Annotated in this window: 15 protein-coding genes and 1 rRNA gene; 9 read left to right on the forward strand and 7 right to left on the reverse strand. The window is 71.0% G+C overall.

Features of this window, described 5'->3' with window-relative positions; translation table 11 throughout:
- Nucleotides 1-36 precede the first annotated feature (36 nt).
- On the forward strand, nt 37-1,110 hold the full coding sequence (locus H613_RS0114430; protein WP_035738168.1) for an aldo/keto reductase: 1,074 nt from the start codon (nt 37-39) through the stop codon (nt 1,108-1,110).
- Here the strand turns inward: H613_RS0114430 and H613_RS0114435 are convergent, their stop codons facing one another.
- Both H613_RS0114435 and H613_RS0114440 read right to left on the reverse strand, forming a co-directional pair.
- Nucleotides 1,111-2,121, reverse strand: coding sequence for a cytochrome d ubiquinol oxidase subunit II (locus tag H613_RS0114435; RefSeq protein ID WP_026924373.1), 1,011 nt, complete (start codon nt 2,119-2,121; stop codon nt 1,111-1,113).
- A complete protein-coding gene (locus H613_RS0114440; protein WP_211234832.1) occupies nt 2,118-3,566 on the reverse strand; it encodes a cytochrome ubiquinol oxidase subunit I in 1,449 nt (482 codons plus the stop codon). The genes H613_RS0114435 and H613_RS0114440 overlap by 4 nt, the downstream gene beginning before the upstream one ends.
- Before the next feature lie 151 nt (nt 3,567-3,717).
- Here H613_RS0114440 and H613_RS0114445 point away from each other — a divergent pair, with 151 nt between their 5' ends.
- From H613_RS0114445 to H613_RS0114460, 4 genes are all read left to right on the forward strand, one after another.
- Entirely contained in the window at nt 3,718-4,374 is a 657-nt protein-coding gene (locus H613_RS0114445) for an SRPBCC domain-containing protein (protein ID WP_026924375.1), read from the forward strand.
- On the forward strand, nt 4,374-4,781 hold the full coding sequence (locus H613_RS0114450) for an ArsR/SmtB family transcription factor (protein ID WP_026924376.1): 408 nt from the start codon (nt 4,374-4,376) through the stop codon (nt 4,779-4,781). The genes H613_RS0114445 and H613_RS0114450 overlap by 1 nt, the downstream gene beginning before the upstream one ends.
- Before the next feature lie 84 nt (nt 4,782-4,865).
- Nucleotides 4,866-5,564 carry a nucleoside/nucleotide kinase family protein gene (locus H613_RS26625; RefSeq protein WP_051393360.1) on the forward strand — a complete coding sequence of 233 codons (699 nt, stop codon included), beginning with the start codon at nt 4,866-4,868 and terminating at the stop codon, nt 5,562-5,564.
- Nucleotides 5,565-5,703: 139 nt separating this feature from the next.
- Nucleotides 5,704-6,051 (forward strand): DoxX family protein, encoded by a 348-nt coding sequence (locus tag H613_RS0114460; RefSeq protein WP_026924377.1) that lies wholly within the window; start codon nt 5,704-5,706, stop codon nt 6,049-6,051.
- Between the two features lie 142 nt (nt 6,052-6,193).
- Here H613_RS0114460 and H613_RS0114465 read toward each other — a convergent pair whose 3' ends face one another.
- Nucleotides 6,194-7,048, reverse strand: coding sequence for an oxidoreductase (locus H613_RS0114465; RefSeq protein WP_026924378.1), 855 nt, complete (start codon nt 7,046-7,048; stop codon nt 6,194-6,196).
- 104 nt (nt 7,049-7,152) lie between these two features.
- Here H613_RS0114465 and H613_RS0114470 point away from each other — a divergent pair, with 104 nt between their 5' ends.
- From H613_RS0114470 to H613_RS0114480, 3 genes are all read left to right on the forward strand, one after another.
- Entirely contained in the window at nt 7,153-8,040 is an 888-nt protein-coding gene (locus tag H613_RS0114470; protein ID WP_026924379.1) for a LysR family transcriptional regulator, read from the forward strand.
- A gap of 292 nt (nt 8,041-8,332) precedes the next feature.
- The gene (locus H613_RS0114475) at nt 8,333-9,490 is read left to right on the forward strand and encodes a S1 family peptidase (protein ID WP_026924380.1); all 1,158 of its coding nucleotides are present in this window, start codon (nt 8,333-8,335) and stop codon (nt 9,488-9,490) included.
- A 210-nt stretch (nt 9,491-9,700) separates the two neighbouring features.
- Nucleotides 9,701-10,369: a lytic polysaccharide monooxygenase auxiliary activity family 9 protein gene (locus H613_RS0114480; RefSeq protein ID WP_026924381.1), complete on the forward strand. Its 669-nt coding sequence runs from the start codon at nt 9,701-9,703 to the stop codon at nt 10,367-10,369.
- A gap of 338 nt (nt 10,370-10,707) precedes the next feature.
- Here the strand turns inward: H613_RS0114480 and H613_RS26630 are convergent, their stop codons facing one another.
- From H613_RS26630 to H613_RS0114495, 3 genes are all read right to left on the reverse strand, one after another.
- Complete coding sequence (locus H613_RS26630; protein WP_051393361.1) at nt 10,708-11,823, reverse strand: DNA glycosylase AlkZ-like family protein; 1,116 nt, start codon at nt 11,821-11,823, stop codon at nt 10,708-10,710.
- Nucleotides 11,824-11,894: 71 nt separating this feature from the next.
- Entirely contained in the window at nt 11,895-13,436 is a 1,542-nt protein-coding gene (locus H613_RS26635; RefSeq protein WP_035738154.1) for a gamma-glutamyltransferase family protein, read from the reverse strand.
- Between the two features lie 67 nt (nt 13,437-13,503).
- Nucleotides 13,504-14,583, reverse strand: a complete 1,080-nt coding sequence (locus tag H613_RS0114495) for a tetratricopeptide repeat protein (RefSeq protein WP_169732000.1) — start codon at nt 14,581-14,583, stop codon at nt 13,504-13,506.
- A gap of 233 nt (nt 14,584-14,816) precedes the next feature.
- Here H613_RS0114495 and H613_RS0114500 point away from each other — a divergent pair, with 233 nt between their 5' ends.
- On the forward strand, nt 14,817-15,980 hold the full coding sequence (locus H613_RS0114500) for a hypothetical protein (protein ID WP_169732001.1): 1,164 nt from the start codon (nt 14,817-14,819) through the stop codon (nt 15,978-15,980).
- 563 nt (nt 15,981-16,543) lie between these two features.
- Here H613_RS0114500 and rrf read toward each other — a convergent pair.
- Nucleotides 16,544-16,660, reverse strand: a 5S ribosomal RNA gene (gene rrf / locus H613_RS0114505).
- Nucleotides 16,661-16,684 lie beyond the last annotated feature (24 nt).

Raw genomic sequence — 16,684 nt, forward strand, 5'->3', positions numbered from 1 at the left:
TTGTTCTTCTCAGCAAGGAGCCTATCCGTGACCACGATGAACGCCTACCACCTCCTCGGCGGCAGCGGCCTGCGCGTCTCCCCACTCGCCCTGGGCACGATGACCTTCGCCCAGGACGACTGGGGCAGCGACGAGGCCGCCGCCCGCGCCATCCTCGACCGCTACCTCGAAGCCGGCGGCAACTTCGTCGACACCGCCGACATGTACGCGCAGGGCCGCAGCGAGGCGATGCTCGGCAAGTTCCTCGCCGACCCCGCCCTGCGCGACCAGGTCGTGCTGGCCACCAAGTACTCCCACGGCGGCGGCAGCCGCAACCCCAACCGGGTCGGCAACGGGCGCAAGAACATGCTCGCCACGCTGGAGGACTCCCTCCGCCGCCTCGGCACCGACTACATCGACCTGTACTGGGTCCACATCTGGGACACCGTCACCCCGGTCGAGGAGATCATGTCCACCTTCGACGCCCTGGTGCGCTCGGGCAAGGTCCGCGCCGTGGGCCTGTCGAACGTGCCGGCCTGGTACGCGGCCAAGGCGCAGATGACGGCCCGGTGGCGCGGCTGGGAGCCGGTCGCCGCGCTCCAGCTCGAGTACTCCCTGGCCGACCGCGAGGTCGAGGTCGAGCACACCGCCGCCGCCCTCGACCTGAGCATGGGGCTGGTGTCCTACAGCCCGCTCGCCGCCGGGTTCCTGACCGGGCGGTACCGCCGCGACGGGAACCATGTGGACGGCGAGGGGCGGCTCAACGGCGCCTCCCAGCGGTACTTCCGCGAGATGCTCGGCGGCTTCGACGACCGTCACTGGCGCCTCCTCGACGTGCTGGGCGGCATCGCCGAGGAGGTCGGCCGGAGCATGGCGCAGGTGGCGCTGAACTGGGCGGTCAGGCGCCGCGCCGTCGCCTCGGTGATCATCGGCGCCCGCGACACCGCGCAGCTCGAGCAGAACCTGGCCGCGGTCGAGTTCGAGCTGACGGCCGAGCAGGTGGCCCGGCTCGACGAGGCCAGCGCGCCGGTGCCGAACAAGCTGCTGATGTTGCAGAGCCCGGAGGTGCACCAGCGGTTCATGAGCGGCGGCCACACGGTCACCAAGGAACCGGCCTGGTACCGCGGCTGATCAGTGGCCCGCGCCGCTCGTCCACTCCTTCGACTGGGTGAGGCGGAACAGGTAGAGCAGCGCCGGTACGACGACGACCGCGGCGACGCCGACGGCCACCAGCAGGCCCTGGAGGGTCGCCGGCGCCCCCGCGGCGTCGCTGATCGTCGTGTGGTCGACCAGGATCCACGGGTACTGGCCGAAGCCCCACCCCGAGACGACCGAGGCCACCGCGATGACGGCCGTGGCGCGCGAAGCGCCGTAGCGGCGTCGGACGAGCAGGAGCAGCGTCGCGGCCCCGCCCAGCGCCGAGAGCACGATGAGCGGCGCGGCCCGGCCGGTGAGCCCGTCGCTCAGCGTCGGGGCGTCCGCCGTGAGCGGTATGAGCGCGGCGAACACCACCGCGCCGGTCACCGCCCCGACCGCGAGCGAGCGGACCCGCAGCCGCTCGGCCAGTCGGGTCTGGCCGCCGCGGGCCGCCTCGGCGGTCAGGAACGTGCCCGCCAGGAACGCGCACGTGCCCACCGCGATCACTCCGCCGAACAGCGAGGTCGGGTTCAGCCAGGACGACCACAGGTCGCCGTGCCCGTCGGCCGGAACACGGCCCGAGGCGAGAGCGCCCGCGACCGTGCCGAAGAAGAACGGCGCCAGCACTGAGGAGATCGCGAAGACCGCTCCGAACAGCCGCGCCTGGCCGAGCGTCTCGCTGTACTTGCGGAACGCGAAGCTCGCCCCGCGCAGGACGATGCCGATCAGCGCCAGCAGCAGCGGCACGATCAATGTGGTCATCGCCGCCGCGAACGAGGAGGGGAACGCCGTCCACCAGGTGACGAGGACGTAGATCAGCCAGACGTGGTTGGCCTCCCAGACCGGACCGATGCTGCGGTCGATCAGGGTGCGCACCTCGGCGCCGCGGCGGCTGCCTCCGGCGGTGAGGTCGAAGAAGCCGGACCCGAAGTCGGCGCCGCCGAGCACGGCGTAGGCGATGACGCCGACGAACAGTGCGGCCGCGACCGCGATCTCGAGGCTCATCGCCGCTCCTCCCCCGCGTCGGTGCCCTTACCGGTGGCCGTGCCGACCAGTTCGGGGCCGTACGGGCTCGGCAGGTCCGAGTCGCCGCGCCTCCAGCGCCGGGCCATCGACCGCAGGACGATCGCGGCCCCGAACGTCATCGCGCCGTAGAGCAGCACCGAACCGCCCAGGACCCACCACAGGCGCGCGGTGTAGTCGCCGACGGCCTCGGCGGTCCGCATGACGCCGTAGACGATCCACGGCTGCCTGCCGACCTCGGTGGCGATCCATCCGGCCTCCAGCGCCACCGCGGCGAGGGGCCCGGCTGTCGCGCAGCACCGCAGGAACCAGCGATGGTCCAAGAGGTCCCTGCCCCGCCAGCGCATGAACCAGTAGAGCAGCACGGCGAGCATCAACAGCAGGCCGATGCCGACCATCGTCTGGAAGGCCAAGTGGGTGATGTTGACCGGCGGCCGGTCTTCGACGGGGACCGTGTCGAGACCGGGCACCGGTTCGGTGAAGGAGCTCTGCGCGATGATCGAGCCGAGATAGGGAATGTCAAGGGCGCCTTTGACCTCGCCGTCGATGAGAACGCCGCCGAGGCGCAGCGGGGAGGGGCCGTCGCCGGTGGTCTCGGCGAGTTCGAACGCGGCGAGCTTGGAGGGCTGCCGGTCGGCCAGGCCGTCGCCGAGGAAGTGCCCGACGAAGGGCTGGGCGAGGGCGGCGATCGTGGCGAAGGCGAACGGCACGAGGAATCCGAGGCGGTGGTGCCGGTCGCGGCGCCCGCGCAGCATGCCGACGGCGTACACGCCGGCGATCGCGAACCCGGTGACCATGTAGGCGCCCACCCACATGTGCCCGAACTGCATGAAGGCGTGCCCGTTGAACAGCACCTTCCAGGGCTCGACGTCGGTGATCTCGCCGTCGGTGATCCGGAAGCCGGTGGGCACGTTCATCCAGGCGTTGACCGCGATGACGCAGTAGGTGCCGAACACGCCGGTCACGGCCATCGGGAGCACCATGAGCACGTGCCGCTTCGGCGGTATGCGGCCCCAGCCGTAGAGGTAGATGCCGAGGAAGATCGCCTCTAGGAAGAACGCGAGTCCTTCGAACGCGAAGGGCAGGCCGAGCACGTCGCCGAAGGTGCCCATCAGGCCGGGCCACAGCAGGCCCATCTCGAAGCTGAGCACCGTGCCCGAGACGGCGCCGATGGCGAACAGGACGGCGGAGACCTTGGCCCACCGCTTCGCCAGGTCGAGCGCCACTTGGTCACCTCGGCGGATGCCGCGCAGGTGCATCACGAAGATGATGGCGGGGAAGGCGACGCCGAAGCAGGCGATGATGATGTGCCAGCCCAGGGACAGCGCCATCTGCTGCCGTGCCGGGAGCAGTCCCGCGGGCTCGGCGGAGGCGAGCGCCGTCGGGGCCACATCGGACATCTGGGCGAGGACTTCATGGACCGACATGCCTTGAAACTACGTCTGAACATGTTCAAAAACTCGCGCTTGTGAAAGTTTTCACATGGGTCCGGCGTCACCCCGGTTGCGCCCCGGAACCACCCTTGACACGGCCGCTTCGGCTCCCTAATATAAGTCTGAACTTATATTAGGAGGAGACATGGCACCGATGCCCGATCCCATCCAGACCGCGCGGCTGGTCACGCGCGAAGTGCGCAACGGCGCGCGCGACGGCGAACCGACCAAGATCGCCGTCGCGCGCCGCGAGTACAAGGCCGACCGGGAGGACGTCTGGGACGCCCTCACCAGCGCCGAACGGATTCCGCGCTGGTTCCTGCCGATCAGCGGCGATCTGTCCGTCGGCGGCCGCTACCAGTTCGAGGGCAACGCCGGCGGCGTCGTCGAGCGCTGCGACAGGCCGGAGAGCTTCGCCGTGACCTGGGAGTTCGGCGGCCAGGTCTCATGGCTCGAAGTGCACCTGAGCGAGACCGGCGCCGGCACGGCCCTCGAACTCGTCCACGAGGCCCATGTCGACCCCGCCATGTGGGAGCAGTTCGGCCCCGGTGCGGTCGGCCTCGGCTGGGACGGCGGGCTTCTGGGCCTCGGCCTGCACCTCGGCGGCGCCGAGCCGCTCGACCCCGAGGAGTACCAGGCGTGGGCCGTCGGCCCTGAGGGCGTGGCCTTCCACCGGGAAGCCGCCCGCATCTGGGAGCGGGCCGCGGTCGACGCGGGCGACGACCCCGACAAGGCCAGGGCCGCGGCCGAAAGCTCGGTCGCGTTCTTCACGACGCCGCCCGAGGCGGCTCAGGAGCGCTGATGGCGGGCGAGGTCTTCGACGCGCTGGGCGACCCGGTGCGCCGCCGGGTCCTCGAGCTGCTGAACGAGGGCGAGCGGCCCGCCGGGGCGATCGCGGAGGCGCTGCGCGCGCAGTTCGGGATCTCCCAGCCGGCCGCCTCGCAGCACCTGCGGGTCCTGCGCGAGGCCGGGCTGGTCACCGTGCGGGCCGAGGGCACGAGGCGCGTGTACGGCGTCGACGCCGCCGGTCTCGCCGCCGTCCAGGACTGGCTCGCGCGCTTCGCCGACGCCTTCGCGCAGCCGCTCGACGCCTTGGAGACCGAGCTCGCCAGGGGCCGACGCGAGCGCCGCCTGGCCCGCGATGCGGACGCGGGCCGAGAGCGGCAGGCGCCCGACCGGCAGTCTCCGGGTCAGCGCAGAGCCGTATGACCCTCGCGTTCGGCACAGTGAGTCGGGCAGCGAGGCGGCCGGGCTCATTGGACGGGCCTGTCCCCTTCGGCTAGGTTCGGCTGCGTGGCAACCGACGGTGAACTCCGCGATCTCACATCCGATTCCGCTCGCAGGCGCGAGGCACTCCTGGCCCGCGTCCGGGCGCTGCCCACGGGCGGCGGCCGGGTCCTGATCGGGGTCACCGGGTGCCCCGGCGCGGGCAAGTCGACCGTCGCCGCGTGGCTGGCGCGCTCGCTCGATCCCGGCGGCACCCGCGCAGTGTGGGTGCCGATGGACGGGTTCCACCTGGCGCAGGCCGAGCTGGAGCGGCTCGGCCGCGCGGGCCGGAAGGGCGCGATCGACACCTTCGACGGCGAGGGCTACCGGAGCCTGCTGGACCGGATCGCCCGCGAGCGGGACCGGGTGGTCTACGCGCCCGCGTTCGACCGGCGCATCGAGGAGCCGGTCGCCGGGTCGATACCGGTGTTCGGCGAGACCGAGGTCGTGGTGACCGAGGGAAACTACCTGCTCGAGCCCGACGAGCCCTGGACCGGCGTCCGAGCGGCCCTGACGGAGGTCTGGTACTGCGAGCTCGACGAGCCGACGCGCCTGGCGCGGCTGGCGGCCAGGCACGAGCGCTTCGGGAAGTCGCCCGAGGCGACGCGGACGTGGATCGAGGCGGTGGACGAGCCGAACGCCCGGCGCATCCGCAAGGCGCGCGACCGCGCCGATCTCGTCTTCGACTTCGACTCCCTCGGCATCGGGACAGGTCGAGCCGCCTGACACCCGATGCTATGGCGTGATCGCCGACACATTTCCGATTTCCTGTCACATGCGCGCCGCCCGCGGGTTCAACCGGGTGCAGACGCAAGACACCCGCCCGGTGCCACCGCACCCGGCGCGCAACCGACAGGAGATCCCGATGTCCACCGCCTACACGATCGTCACCGTCATCGCCGCCGCCTGGGTCGCCTTCTCGGCCCTCTCGGTCTACCTCAAGGCCAAGTGGGTCGTCGAGCCGATCACCGAATACGGCGTGCCGCAGTCCTGGTGGTTCTGGCTCGGCACCGCCAAGGCCGCCGGGGCGGTCGGGCTCGTCGTCGGCCTGTTCGTGCCGTTCATCGGCGTGGCGGCCGCGATCGGCCTGATCCTCTACTTCACCGGCGCCGTCATCACCGTCGTCCGGGCGCGCGCGTACTCGCACGTCCCCTTCCCGCTGCTGTACCTGGCGCCGGTGGCCGCGGCCCTCGCCCTCGGCGCCGCCGCCTGACGACGACGCGAGGCCGGTGCGCTGCCGCACCGGCCTTCGCCTTGCCGCTCAAGAGCTTCGGAACGGGGATCGCCTCGGAGCCGAACTCCGCGTTGACGACGCGCCGGGGCGCCGCTCATCGGCGAAGCGGCGCCCCCGCGGGTCAGTCGAAGTCGGTACCCCGCGCGACCGGCTCCCACGCCTTGAGCTCGGCCGCCTGCGACTCCAGTTCGGACCCGATCGCATCGGCCGCGTCGCCGCCGAGCACGAGGCGCAGCGGCGGCTCGTCGGCCCCGACCGCCGCCAGGATCGCCGCCGCGGCCTTGGCCGGATCGCCGGGCTGCGTGCCGTCGCTGTCGGGGAAGGCCGTGCGGAACGGCCCTACCGTCCCCTCGTAGTCGCCGATCGGCGCCGACTGCGACTGCGCCCCGCCGGCGAGGCCGGTGCGGAACGCGCCGGGCTCGACGATCAGGGTCCGGATCCCGAGCGGGGCGAGTTCGGCGGCCATCGCCGTGCTCAGGCCCTCAAGGGCGTGCTTGGTGGCCGAGTAGGCGCCGACGCCGGGGAAGGACATGCGCCCGCCCATGCTGCTGATCTGCACGATCGCACCCGAACGCCGAGACCTCATGTGCGGCAGCACGGCCCGCGTCAGGGCCGCGGGGCCGAAGAGGTGCAGCTCCATCAGGGAGCGCAGTTCGGCGTCGAGGGTCTCCTCGACGGCGCCGACGTGGCTGCGTCCGGCGTTGTTGACCAGGACGTCGATGCGGCCGTACCAGAGGACGACCTCGGCCACAACGGCGGCGATGCGCTCGGCGTCGGTGACGTCGAGCCGGACCGGGACGGCCCGGTCGGGGTGGGCGGCGACGAGATCGTCGAGCGCCTCGGTGTTGCGGGCGGTGGCCACGACGGTGTCGCCCGCCTCCAGCGCGGCCTCGGCGATGGCGCGGCCGAAGCCCGAGGAAGTGCCGGTGATCAGCCAGACGCGGCCGACGGGGTTCTTGGGCGTGTGCTCGCTCATGGTGTTCCCTTCGCTCAGTGGTTCTCCCCATTTATCCCTTGGGGCCCTTGGGGTGTCCAATACCGAGTTTCGACGGGGCCATAAACGCGGCTTATGATCGCTGGATGGAGCTGCGCCAACTGCGATACCTCGTCGCCATCGACGAGCACGGGAACCTGGGACGGGCCGCGAGGGCGCTGTTCGTCAGCCAGCCCGCGCTGTCGTACGCGCTCAAGAGCCTCGAGTCGGAGCTGGGGGTGCGCCTGTTCGAGCGCACGCCGGGGGGCGTGGTCGCCACGGCCGCCGGACGCGACGTGGTGCGCGCGGCGTCGGAGGCGGTGCGCCGGGCCGACCTCGTCGCGGCCGTCGCCGCGCGCCACCGGCGCGATGCCGACCGGGTGCTGCGGGTCGGCTTCGAGGCCAGCGGCGCCGGTGAGTTGACGACGAAGGCCCGCGCCGAGTTCGCCCGCCGCCATCCGGGAGCGCGGGTGGAGCCCAAGCGGTTCGACTGGGGCGAAGAGGCCGAGGCGCTGCGCGACGGACGGGTCGACGTGGCGTTCGTGTGGCTTCCGGCGGATCTGGCGGGGCTGCGGAGCGTCGTCGTCCACACCGAGCCGCGCGTGGTGGGCCTGCCGGTGGGGCACCGCCTGGCCGACCGCGAGGGCGTGTCGGTGGTCGAGACGAACGGCGAGCCGCTGATGTGGACGGAACGGGCGCCGAGGGCGTGGGTGGACTGGTGGGCGGTCAATCCGCGGCCCGATGGATCGGAGCCGCTCTGGGGCCCCAAGAACGACAATGTGGAGGAGATGCTCGAGCAGGTCGCCGAGGGAGCCGCGATCTGCTTCGCTCCGTCCAGCATGGCCAGTTACTACGCGCGCCCGGACCTGGCGTGGGTGCCGCTGACCGACGTCGAGCCGCTGCGGGTGGCGCTGTCGTGGTCCGACGACACCGAGACCGCGCTGGTGCGCGGCTTCGTCGAGGCGGTCTCGGACCTGGCGGTGACCGAAACCTGACTCAGGGCGTTCTGCCGGAAAGGCAACGCCGGCCCCTTCCACACCTCTGACGACGGGGACCCATGCGCGCCCCCGCAGTTCGCCACACTATGCACGTAAACCTCGTTAATAACACAGTCGTTCGCATATGCAATGTAAAACGAAACCTGTCTATATATTAACTGAATTATTCACATCTTCTGATATACGCGTTTTCCCTCTAACCTCCTCATATGGCCTGGCTCACCATCGCCGGGCCGTGGCAGCCGCCCCCCGCAGCTGCCTCATCGCCTCACCCGAAAGGCATAGAGAGATGAAACGCCAACGAGCGCTTGCGGTCACCGCCGCCGGCGCCCTCGCCACCACCTTCGCCCTCGCCTTCAGCGCGAGCCCGGCCTCGGCCGACCCGCTCGAGATCAAGGCCGATGAAGCCCGCGCCGACCTGCTCGGCAACGTCAGTCCCGCGATGGTCCAGGAGATGTCCGAGACCTTCGACATCACCGCCACCGAGGTCTACGACCGGCTCGCGGTCGAGTCCGTCGCCGCCGACCTCCTCGCCGAAGTCCCCGCCGAGTACGACAAGAGCTACGCCGGCCTGTGGGTCGCCGACGGCGCCGAGGAGATCATGGTGGCCACCACCTCCGCGGCCGACGCCGCCGAACTGGAGGCCGAGGGCGCCACCCCGGTCCTGGTCGAGCACGACCTCGCCGAGCTCGAGGCGGCCCTGGCCGACCTCGACACCGTCGCGGCCGATGACGTCTACGGCTACTACGTCGACGTCGAGTCCAACGGGATCGTCATCGAGGCCGCCGACGCGGACGCCGCGACCGACCTGGCAGAGGCCGCGGGCGTCGACCCCGACCTCATCACCGTCGACACCACCGCCGAGGCGCCCGAGACGTTCTACGTCCGCGGCGGCGATCCCTACATCGTCAACAACTCCTGGCGCTGCTCGGTCGGCTTCGCCGTCCGCCAGGGCAGCACGCCCGGCTTCGTGACCGCGGGCCACTGCGGCGACCCGGGCGACAGCCTCACCAGCGGCCAGGCCGCCCCCGGCACGTTCCGCGCCTCGCTCTTCCCCGGCTCGGACCGCGCGTGGGTGCAGGTCGGCAGCGGCGAGACGCTCTACAACATCGTGAACATGTACAGCGGCTCGCGCTACGTCTACAACTCCAACGTGGCCGCCACCGGTTCGTCGGTCTGCCGCTCCGGCTCGACCACCGGCTGGCACTGCGGCACCGTGCAGGCGTTCAACCAGACCGTCCGCTACGCCGAGGGCACCGTCTACGGCCTGACCCGCACCAACGTGTGCGCCGAGCCCGGCGACTCGGGCGGGTCGTTCATCACCGGCAACAGCGCCCAGGGCATGACCTCGGGCGGCTCGGGCAACTGCAGCTGGGGCGGCACGACCTACTTCCAACCGATCAACGAGGCGCTCAGCGCCTGGAACCTGACGCTGGTCACCAGCTAGCGCCGTTACGCTCCCGGCTTCTCGCACCGCAGCTACGAGGTGAGCCGGGATCCGCCGGAGGGCCTCACGACGTGGGGCCCTCCGGTGCGTCGCAGGGCGGTGCGATTCGGTCGAAATATTGGTCAATATGGACTTATGCGTGCAATGTTTGCGATCTTGCATGGATCCCTATATATTCATCCATATCAATACAACGACTGAAGGAGGTGGATGATGACCATCACCGGCACCACCCGGCTGCGGCGCTCCCTCGTCGTGCTGTTCGCGCTGTGCGCGGCAGCGGCGATGAGTGTCGTGCTGGCGCCCTCGGCGTCGGCCCACGGCACCGCGACCAGTCCCCCCGCCCGGCAGTACAGCTGCTGGGAACGCTGGGGCGACGACCATCTGAACCCGGACATGGCCACCGAAGACCCCATGTGCTGGCAGGCGTTCCAGGACAACCCCAACGCCATGTGGAACTGGAACGGCTTGCTGCGCATGAACATGCAGGGCCAGCATGAGTCGCTGATCCCCGACGGCCAGCTCTGCTCGGGCGGCCACGCCGAGGGCGGGCGCTACAACTCCCTCGACGCGGTCGGCCCCTGGCACGCCACGCCACTGGACAACGACTTCACGCTCCACTACGAGGACGTGGCCACGCACGGCGCCGACTACTACTGGGTGTACGTCACCAAGCAGGGCTTCGACGTCAACAGCGAGCCGCTCGGCTGGGACGACCTCGAACGGGTCGTCACGACCGGCGTCTACCAGCCCGGCGAGGCGATCGACATCCCGGTCAGCGCGCCGGGCCGGACGGGGCACCACGTGGTCTACGTGATCTGGCAGGCCAGCCACCTGGACCAGGCCTTCTACTCCTGCAGCGACGTCGACTTCGGCTGATTGCGGGAGCGCTCCCAGCACATATCGAGAACGGACGCCGGTGAGCAGGCGTCCGCCCGAAGGGCCTTCCGAAGCGGAAGGCCCTTCGCGGCGCCCTGTACGGGCGGGTGCGAAGTGCGGACGGGAGCCCCCGCGTCGGCGGCGATAGGCGCCGCCCGCGAAACGGATCCAAGTCCGCGATGTCGAAACGGAAGGCGGCGCCACCCTCGGCGGTGTCCAGTGCGGGGCGACGCGAAGTGCGCGCAGTGGCCACCGCACTGGCGCAGCGCTCGGCCCTCGCGGAGCGACACGGTGTCGGCGAGCTTGCCGCGTGTGGCGTTGGCGCCCTTCGCGGAGGCTCAGAGCGTGTCCGTCCTCCACCTCGGTTCGGCGTTCACCCAGGACGCCACGCGGTCCACCGCGGCCTTCAAGTGCTCGCGGTCGGCCCTCGCGTCGTCCCACTCCACCGCCTCGACGACCAAGTCGCCGCCCACGCGCCGCAGCGCCACCCGCCCCGGCAGGTCGTCGCCGACGAAGATCGGCAGGCAGTAATACCCGAACGTCCGCTTCGGAGCCGGAACGTAGATCTCGATCTTCCAGCCGTGGCCCCACAGCCGCTCCATGCGCTCGCGCAGCCACACCAACTGGTCGAACATGGACACCGCCACCGCCGGATCGGCGGCGGGCCTGCGGGCCAGGACCAGCTCCGGGTCGATCCACGCGCGGCTCCGCCAGCCCTCGACGCGGACCTGCTCGACGCCCATCTCGCGCAGGGCCGCTCCGGTGGCGGCCACCGGCAGGCGGAAGTAGTCGGCGATGTCCTTGGTGGTGCCCACACCGAGGTTGCGCAGCGCGGTGCCGACCCGGTGCCGCATGCACTCCTCGTCACTGGCGTCCCAGAAATAACGCTCGGGAATGGCGCGCTCGGCGAGCTGGTACACGCGCTTGAAACCGATCCGGTGCGTGCAGGCGATCTCCCCCATGAGCAGCATCCGCTCGGCGGCGTGCTTGTGGTCGGTGCGGCGCTCCCAGCTGTCGCCCATCGTCGCCGCCCCGCCGCGGTGCATCGCGCCGTCGGGGAAGTCGGAGACGGTGACCGCGCCGCGCTCGGCCAGCAGCGCCCGGACGTCGGCCTCCGCGGCGGCCGGCAGCGGATCGTCGGCCCAGCGCTTGCGGAGCTGACCCCGCCGCCACGCCTGATACGGCCAGTCCGCGACCGGCATGATCGACATCGCGTGCGCCCAGCCCTCGAAGCCGACCGGATTGCGCCGCCGCCCCAGGCTCCCCACGGACTCGTCGAGATCGAGGCCGCGGGCCAGCAGCGTCAGCTCGTGGGCGCGGCGCACCGCCGAGATCGTGTCGAGCTGGATGCAGCCGAGGCGTTCGAGCACCGATCGGTACCTGGCCGACCGGGGCCGCAGCTGCGCCGCCACGGCGATCCGACGGGCCTGGGCCAGGCTGAGCGACTCGGTCACGGTGAGGTCCTTCCGCGGGAGTGGGCTTCAGGCGACCGTAACCGGAGCCTCCGACAACCAGGCGATCGGCGTCAATCGGCGCAGGCGACCGTCCCGGTCTCAGCGCGCGGATCGGCCGCCCCCGAGGCGCGGCCCTCGTCGTCGACCTCGATGAGGTGCGCGTGCCCGAACGCGCTCCCCGCCGCGGCCCACGCCGCGACGTGCCCGCGTTCGGCCAGTCCCGCGCTCCACGCCTCGGGCGCGCCGGTCTCGAGCTCGACGTCGATCTCGTAGGCCCCGGTCCACGTGCCGAAGCCCGTCTCGCCGGGGTGCAGCCTCCAGCGCGGCGCCGACACCGCCTCGCCCACGGACTCGCCCGAGGCGAGGACGCGGCTGATCAACTGGGCGTCGATCTGCGGCTGCGAGTCGCCGCCCATGGTCCCGGCGACGAGCCGCAGCGACCCGTCAGGCCGGGTGACCAGCGCTGGCACGAGCGTGTGCGGCGGCCGCCTCCCGGGTCCGAGCTCGGCGGGGTGCCCGGGGGTGAGGTTGAAGCCGGTGCCGCGGTTCTGGAGCCCGATGCCGGTGCGCGGCTCGAACAGCCGCGTCCCGAAACCGGCCGCGTTCGACTGGATGTAGGAGACGCCCATGCCGCTCGAATCGAGGACGGCCATGTACGTGGTGCCGCCCGCCCGCTGCTGGACCGGCACGTCGACGCGGCCGCCGGGGCTGACGCGGGCGGCGCGCTCGCCCGCGGCGGCGAGCAGGTCGGCGACGTCGGCGTCTTCGTGGAGCCGCTCGGGCCGGTCGTACCCGGCCAGGCGCGAGGCCTCGACGAGGTAGTGCGCCCACAGCGGGTCGGCCGGGTCGGCGGGCAGGTCGAGGCGGTCGGCGATGGCCAGCGTCAGCAGCAGGAGATAGCCCTGGGAGTTCGGCGCGGCCGCCCACACGCGGTGGCCGAACGCGTCGACGCCGAGCGGCGCCTCCCAGTCGGCTTGCGACGCGGCCAGATCGGCCTCGGTGAACAGTCCCTCGCCCATGTCGATGAGGCCCCGCCCGAACTCGCCGAGATAGAACCCGTCGCGGCCCTCCGAAGCGATGGCGCGCAGGGCCGCGGCGGTGCGCCGCCGCGTGACGGTGCCGCCTTCCTCCAGCCCGACGAGGTCCTCGGCGCCTTCGACGCCCTTCAAGGTGGCACCGGCGGCCGCGAGCATCCTGGTGGCCGCCCAGCCCTCCTCGGCCAGGACCGTCGCGGGCGCGAGCAGCTCGGCGATCGGCTTCGTCCCGTACCGCCCGTGCAGCGCGAACCAGCCGTCGACGCACCCGGGCACGGGAGTCGAGCGGATGTCGTCCCGAAACGGCATCACCGCGTGCCCCTCGGCCCGCAGCGCTTCAGGGTCGGCGCCGGAACCGGCCCGCCCGGAGGCGTTCAGGCTCGCGGGCACCGCCTCGCCGGGCCGGTGGACGAGCGCGAACAGGTCCCCGCCGAGACCGCACAGATGCGGGGCCACGACCGTCAGGGCCGCACCGGCGGCGATGGCGGCGTCGACGGCGTTGCCGCCCTCGGCCAGCACTTGACGCCCGATGCCGCTGACGAGCGGATCGATCGAACACACGACACCCTGGTCGGCCACGGGACTGCTCCTATCGGTTGCGTTTCGCGCCCCGAAGCCTACCTTGCCGCCCGGCTAGCAGCGAGTGTCAGTTCCCGGCGATCCGCACCGCCCGGCGATACCAGTCGGCATAGCCGAGCACGATGACGGCGAGCACGCCCAAGTGCTGCCACCCGCCCGGCTCGACCAGGAGGAACGCCGCAGCTCCCGCCAAGACCACGAGGGTCCGCACCGAGGCGGCGGTGAAGCGCCCCCGCCGCCCGGGGGCGAGCATGTCGCGGCGGCACTGCGCGGGCAAGGAGGCGAACGTGCGCCCCCACCGCACCGCGAACGCGGCCACCAGCAGGCCGGCCAGCGGCGCGGCGAGCCACGGCGGCGTCGGGAAGACCCAGTCCGCGATGTTGATCACGAACACCGCCCGCAGCGCCCACTCGTACCAGCGCCACGGCCAGCGCAGCAGCGCCGCCCCATACGCCTCGTCGTACTCGGCCTCGCCGCCCGGCTCGGGCGCGGTCTCGTAGACGCACACCACGCCCCGGCTGATCCGTCCGCGCGTCTGCAAGAGCGCGCCGAGGTCGTAGCGCACAGCGGCGTTCTCCGGATCGAGTTCGAGCGCCCGCTCGTAATGCGACTGCGCGCGCCGGTGGCGCAGATGGTGATCGAAGATGCGCCCGGCCGTGTACTGCACCCACGCGTCATCGGGCGCCAATTCGAGGGCCTTGTCCACCAGTTCCCGCGTGACGCCGAAATCCTCTTCCCGGTAGCGGATCCAGGCCAGCTCCATGTAGTAGGAGCCGTTCTCCGGCGACAGTTCGACGGCCTTGCGCAATGCGTCCGCGGCCTCGACTCCGCGCTCGAGATCGAACAGGGCGCCCGAGAGCACCCAATGCGCGTCGGGGTTCTCCGGCTCGTCCTCGACCGCGCGCAGCGCCCAATCACGCGCGGCATCGGGCCGCCCGGCCTTGACGAGCACCCACGCGAGCAGCAGCGGCGGCACCGTGCCCGGCCCGTAGCGCTCCACGGCCTCCTCCATCACCACCGCGGCCTCGCCGAAACGGCCGGCCTCGACGTGCTCACGGGCGCGCGCCTCGACGACGTGCATGATGAAACCGGGCCACGCCTTGGCCACGGCCCCTAGAACACGCCCGCGCGCGACACCGTTTCGCATGAGCGACTCCAGACCAGTCGTGGTGCATCGATTCGATGCTGGAAACAATTGCCGAGTTCCACCCGGCCGCCATTTCGGCGGCGGATGCAATGGAGTGCCGATGCTCTCACGGCGGGTGCTTTTGCGCCTCGGCGGACTTAGCATAGAGGGCGGACCGCACCCACCTGTACGGCGAAGTTCTCTTGTACGGTGGGGGACAGTGGTGGGGACGAGAAGAAAGATCGGAATCTGTGATGGAAGAGCCGACACAGCCGGCAGACCTGGCCGGCCCGATCTCATCGACTGTACGCCGTTGGCGTCGCCTGACCGTGCGCCACGGCCTCCAGTGGAGCGAGCTGCTGCTGATCGCGTTGAACCTCTACGGGTTGCGCGGCAACAACACTGAAGGAATGCGCCTGCGCGGCAGCTCCGAGGGCGAAGAGTTCATGACGGTGCTGCCGTCCGACCGAGCGACCTCGCCGTTCAGCCTGCGCGCGCACGTCGACCCCTCGTCGCCTCAGCACGGACTGAGTGAGCTGTGCGTCGACGGCACGCCGGTGGCCGAGATCATCGAGGCCGAACCGGGCGACGAGGTGCGCGGCTACCTGCGCGCCGACGGGACGGCGGCGACCTTGGTGCTGCAGAGCGGCACGGACGCACAGGAACTGGTGAAGAACTACCGGGACCTGCTGCAGGCCCTGGGGTCCGACCTGAGCGACGACGGCACGCCGCACGTGTTCCAAGAGGTGATGCTCACCGCCATCCACGAGCACGACGAGGCGCTGGTGGTCGAGAACCTCATCGCGGTGCGCGAGGCGATGACGGCCGAGGGCCTGCCGGAGAGCACGACGCTCGGCGTGCTGACGCCCGCGCTGCACAGCGAGGCGGCGTTCGAGGAGCTCGCCGAGAAGGTGGGACCGATCCTGCTCTTCCTGACCACCGAGTCGTTCGAAGAGCGCCGCGCCGACCCTACGGTCGAGGGAAGTGCGACGCAGGAGGCCGCTGCCGCGGACCCGGGCACTCCCGAAGCGGCGGGTGCTGATCCGGTTGCCGCCGAGGCGCAGCAGTCGGAGCGTCTGGCGGGAATCCTGGCGGCGGCGCGAGCGGCCGGGCACCGGACGTCGTTCACGTACACGGTGGGGAGCGAACCGCTCGACGAGATGCGGGCGTGGCTGCTGCCGATAGCGGAGCAGACGACGATGTGGCCTTCGCTGACGATCCTCCCGGCGAAGACACCGGTGGACGACTCGCAACACGTGGCGGCCCCGGACGAGCGCCTCGACTTCTTCTTGGAGGCAAGGAGTCTGCTGGAGCAGATCTTCGCCCCGACGAAGCTGCGGCCGGAACCGTGGCGGTGTTATCGGGGCCTGTGGTACCGCGAGCACGCGGGCGAGCCGCTGGCGGGTCCCTACGTGTAAGAGGTACGTGTAGCGGTCTGCGGTGCTCAACGCATCTGACCGCGTGCGGCCATCGCTTTCGCTTCGGCGAGTGAACGCCCGTATGTCTCGAGCAGATACAGCCGTTCGGGATTGATGTATCGCTCGGTGTATCCGCAGTCCCGGCAGGCAAGGAAATGGCTGTCCTGGGTATAGCCCATCCCCAGACGCAGGTCCGGCTGATTGCGACTATTGCTCGTAGAGGACGACAGGACGTAAATCCGGTTGCTCTGACACTTGACGCAGATTCCGCTCCGCACGGTCCACCTCCATGATCGTGGAGCGCAATGGTATTCATCGGATGCAAACGATGAAGACGATGAAGGCACAGAAAACCGGGGCCAGCACCTGTGGCGGGGTCGTGAGCCGCAGCGGTGCGCTCAGCCGCTGTCGATCGCTGGCCCGGTCATCGGTGCGGTGACACCACCCGGCGCTCGGCGGGGTGGTTGCGGGCCGTGCCTCACGCGGTGCGTGGGTGTTCGTTTCGAGAGGACACGGGAAAGGCCCCCACCGGAACCGGTGGGGGCCTTTCCTTCATGTTCAATGTTTGGCGGTGTCCTGCTCTCCCACACCCTCTCGAGTGCAGTACCATCGGCGCTGGAAGCCGTAACGACCGGGTTCGGAATGGGACCGGGTGTGCCACTTCCGCTCTCACCACCAAACAAACCAGTGAGAACACACGCCCC

Source organism: Glycomyces arizonensis DSM 44726, assembly GCF_000482705.1.
Lineage (GTDB): Bacteria > Actinomycetota > Actinomycetes > Mycobacteriales > Micromonosporaceae > Glycomyces > Glycomyces arizonensis.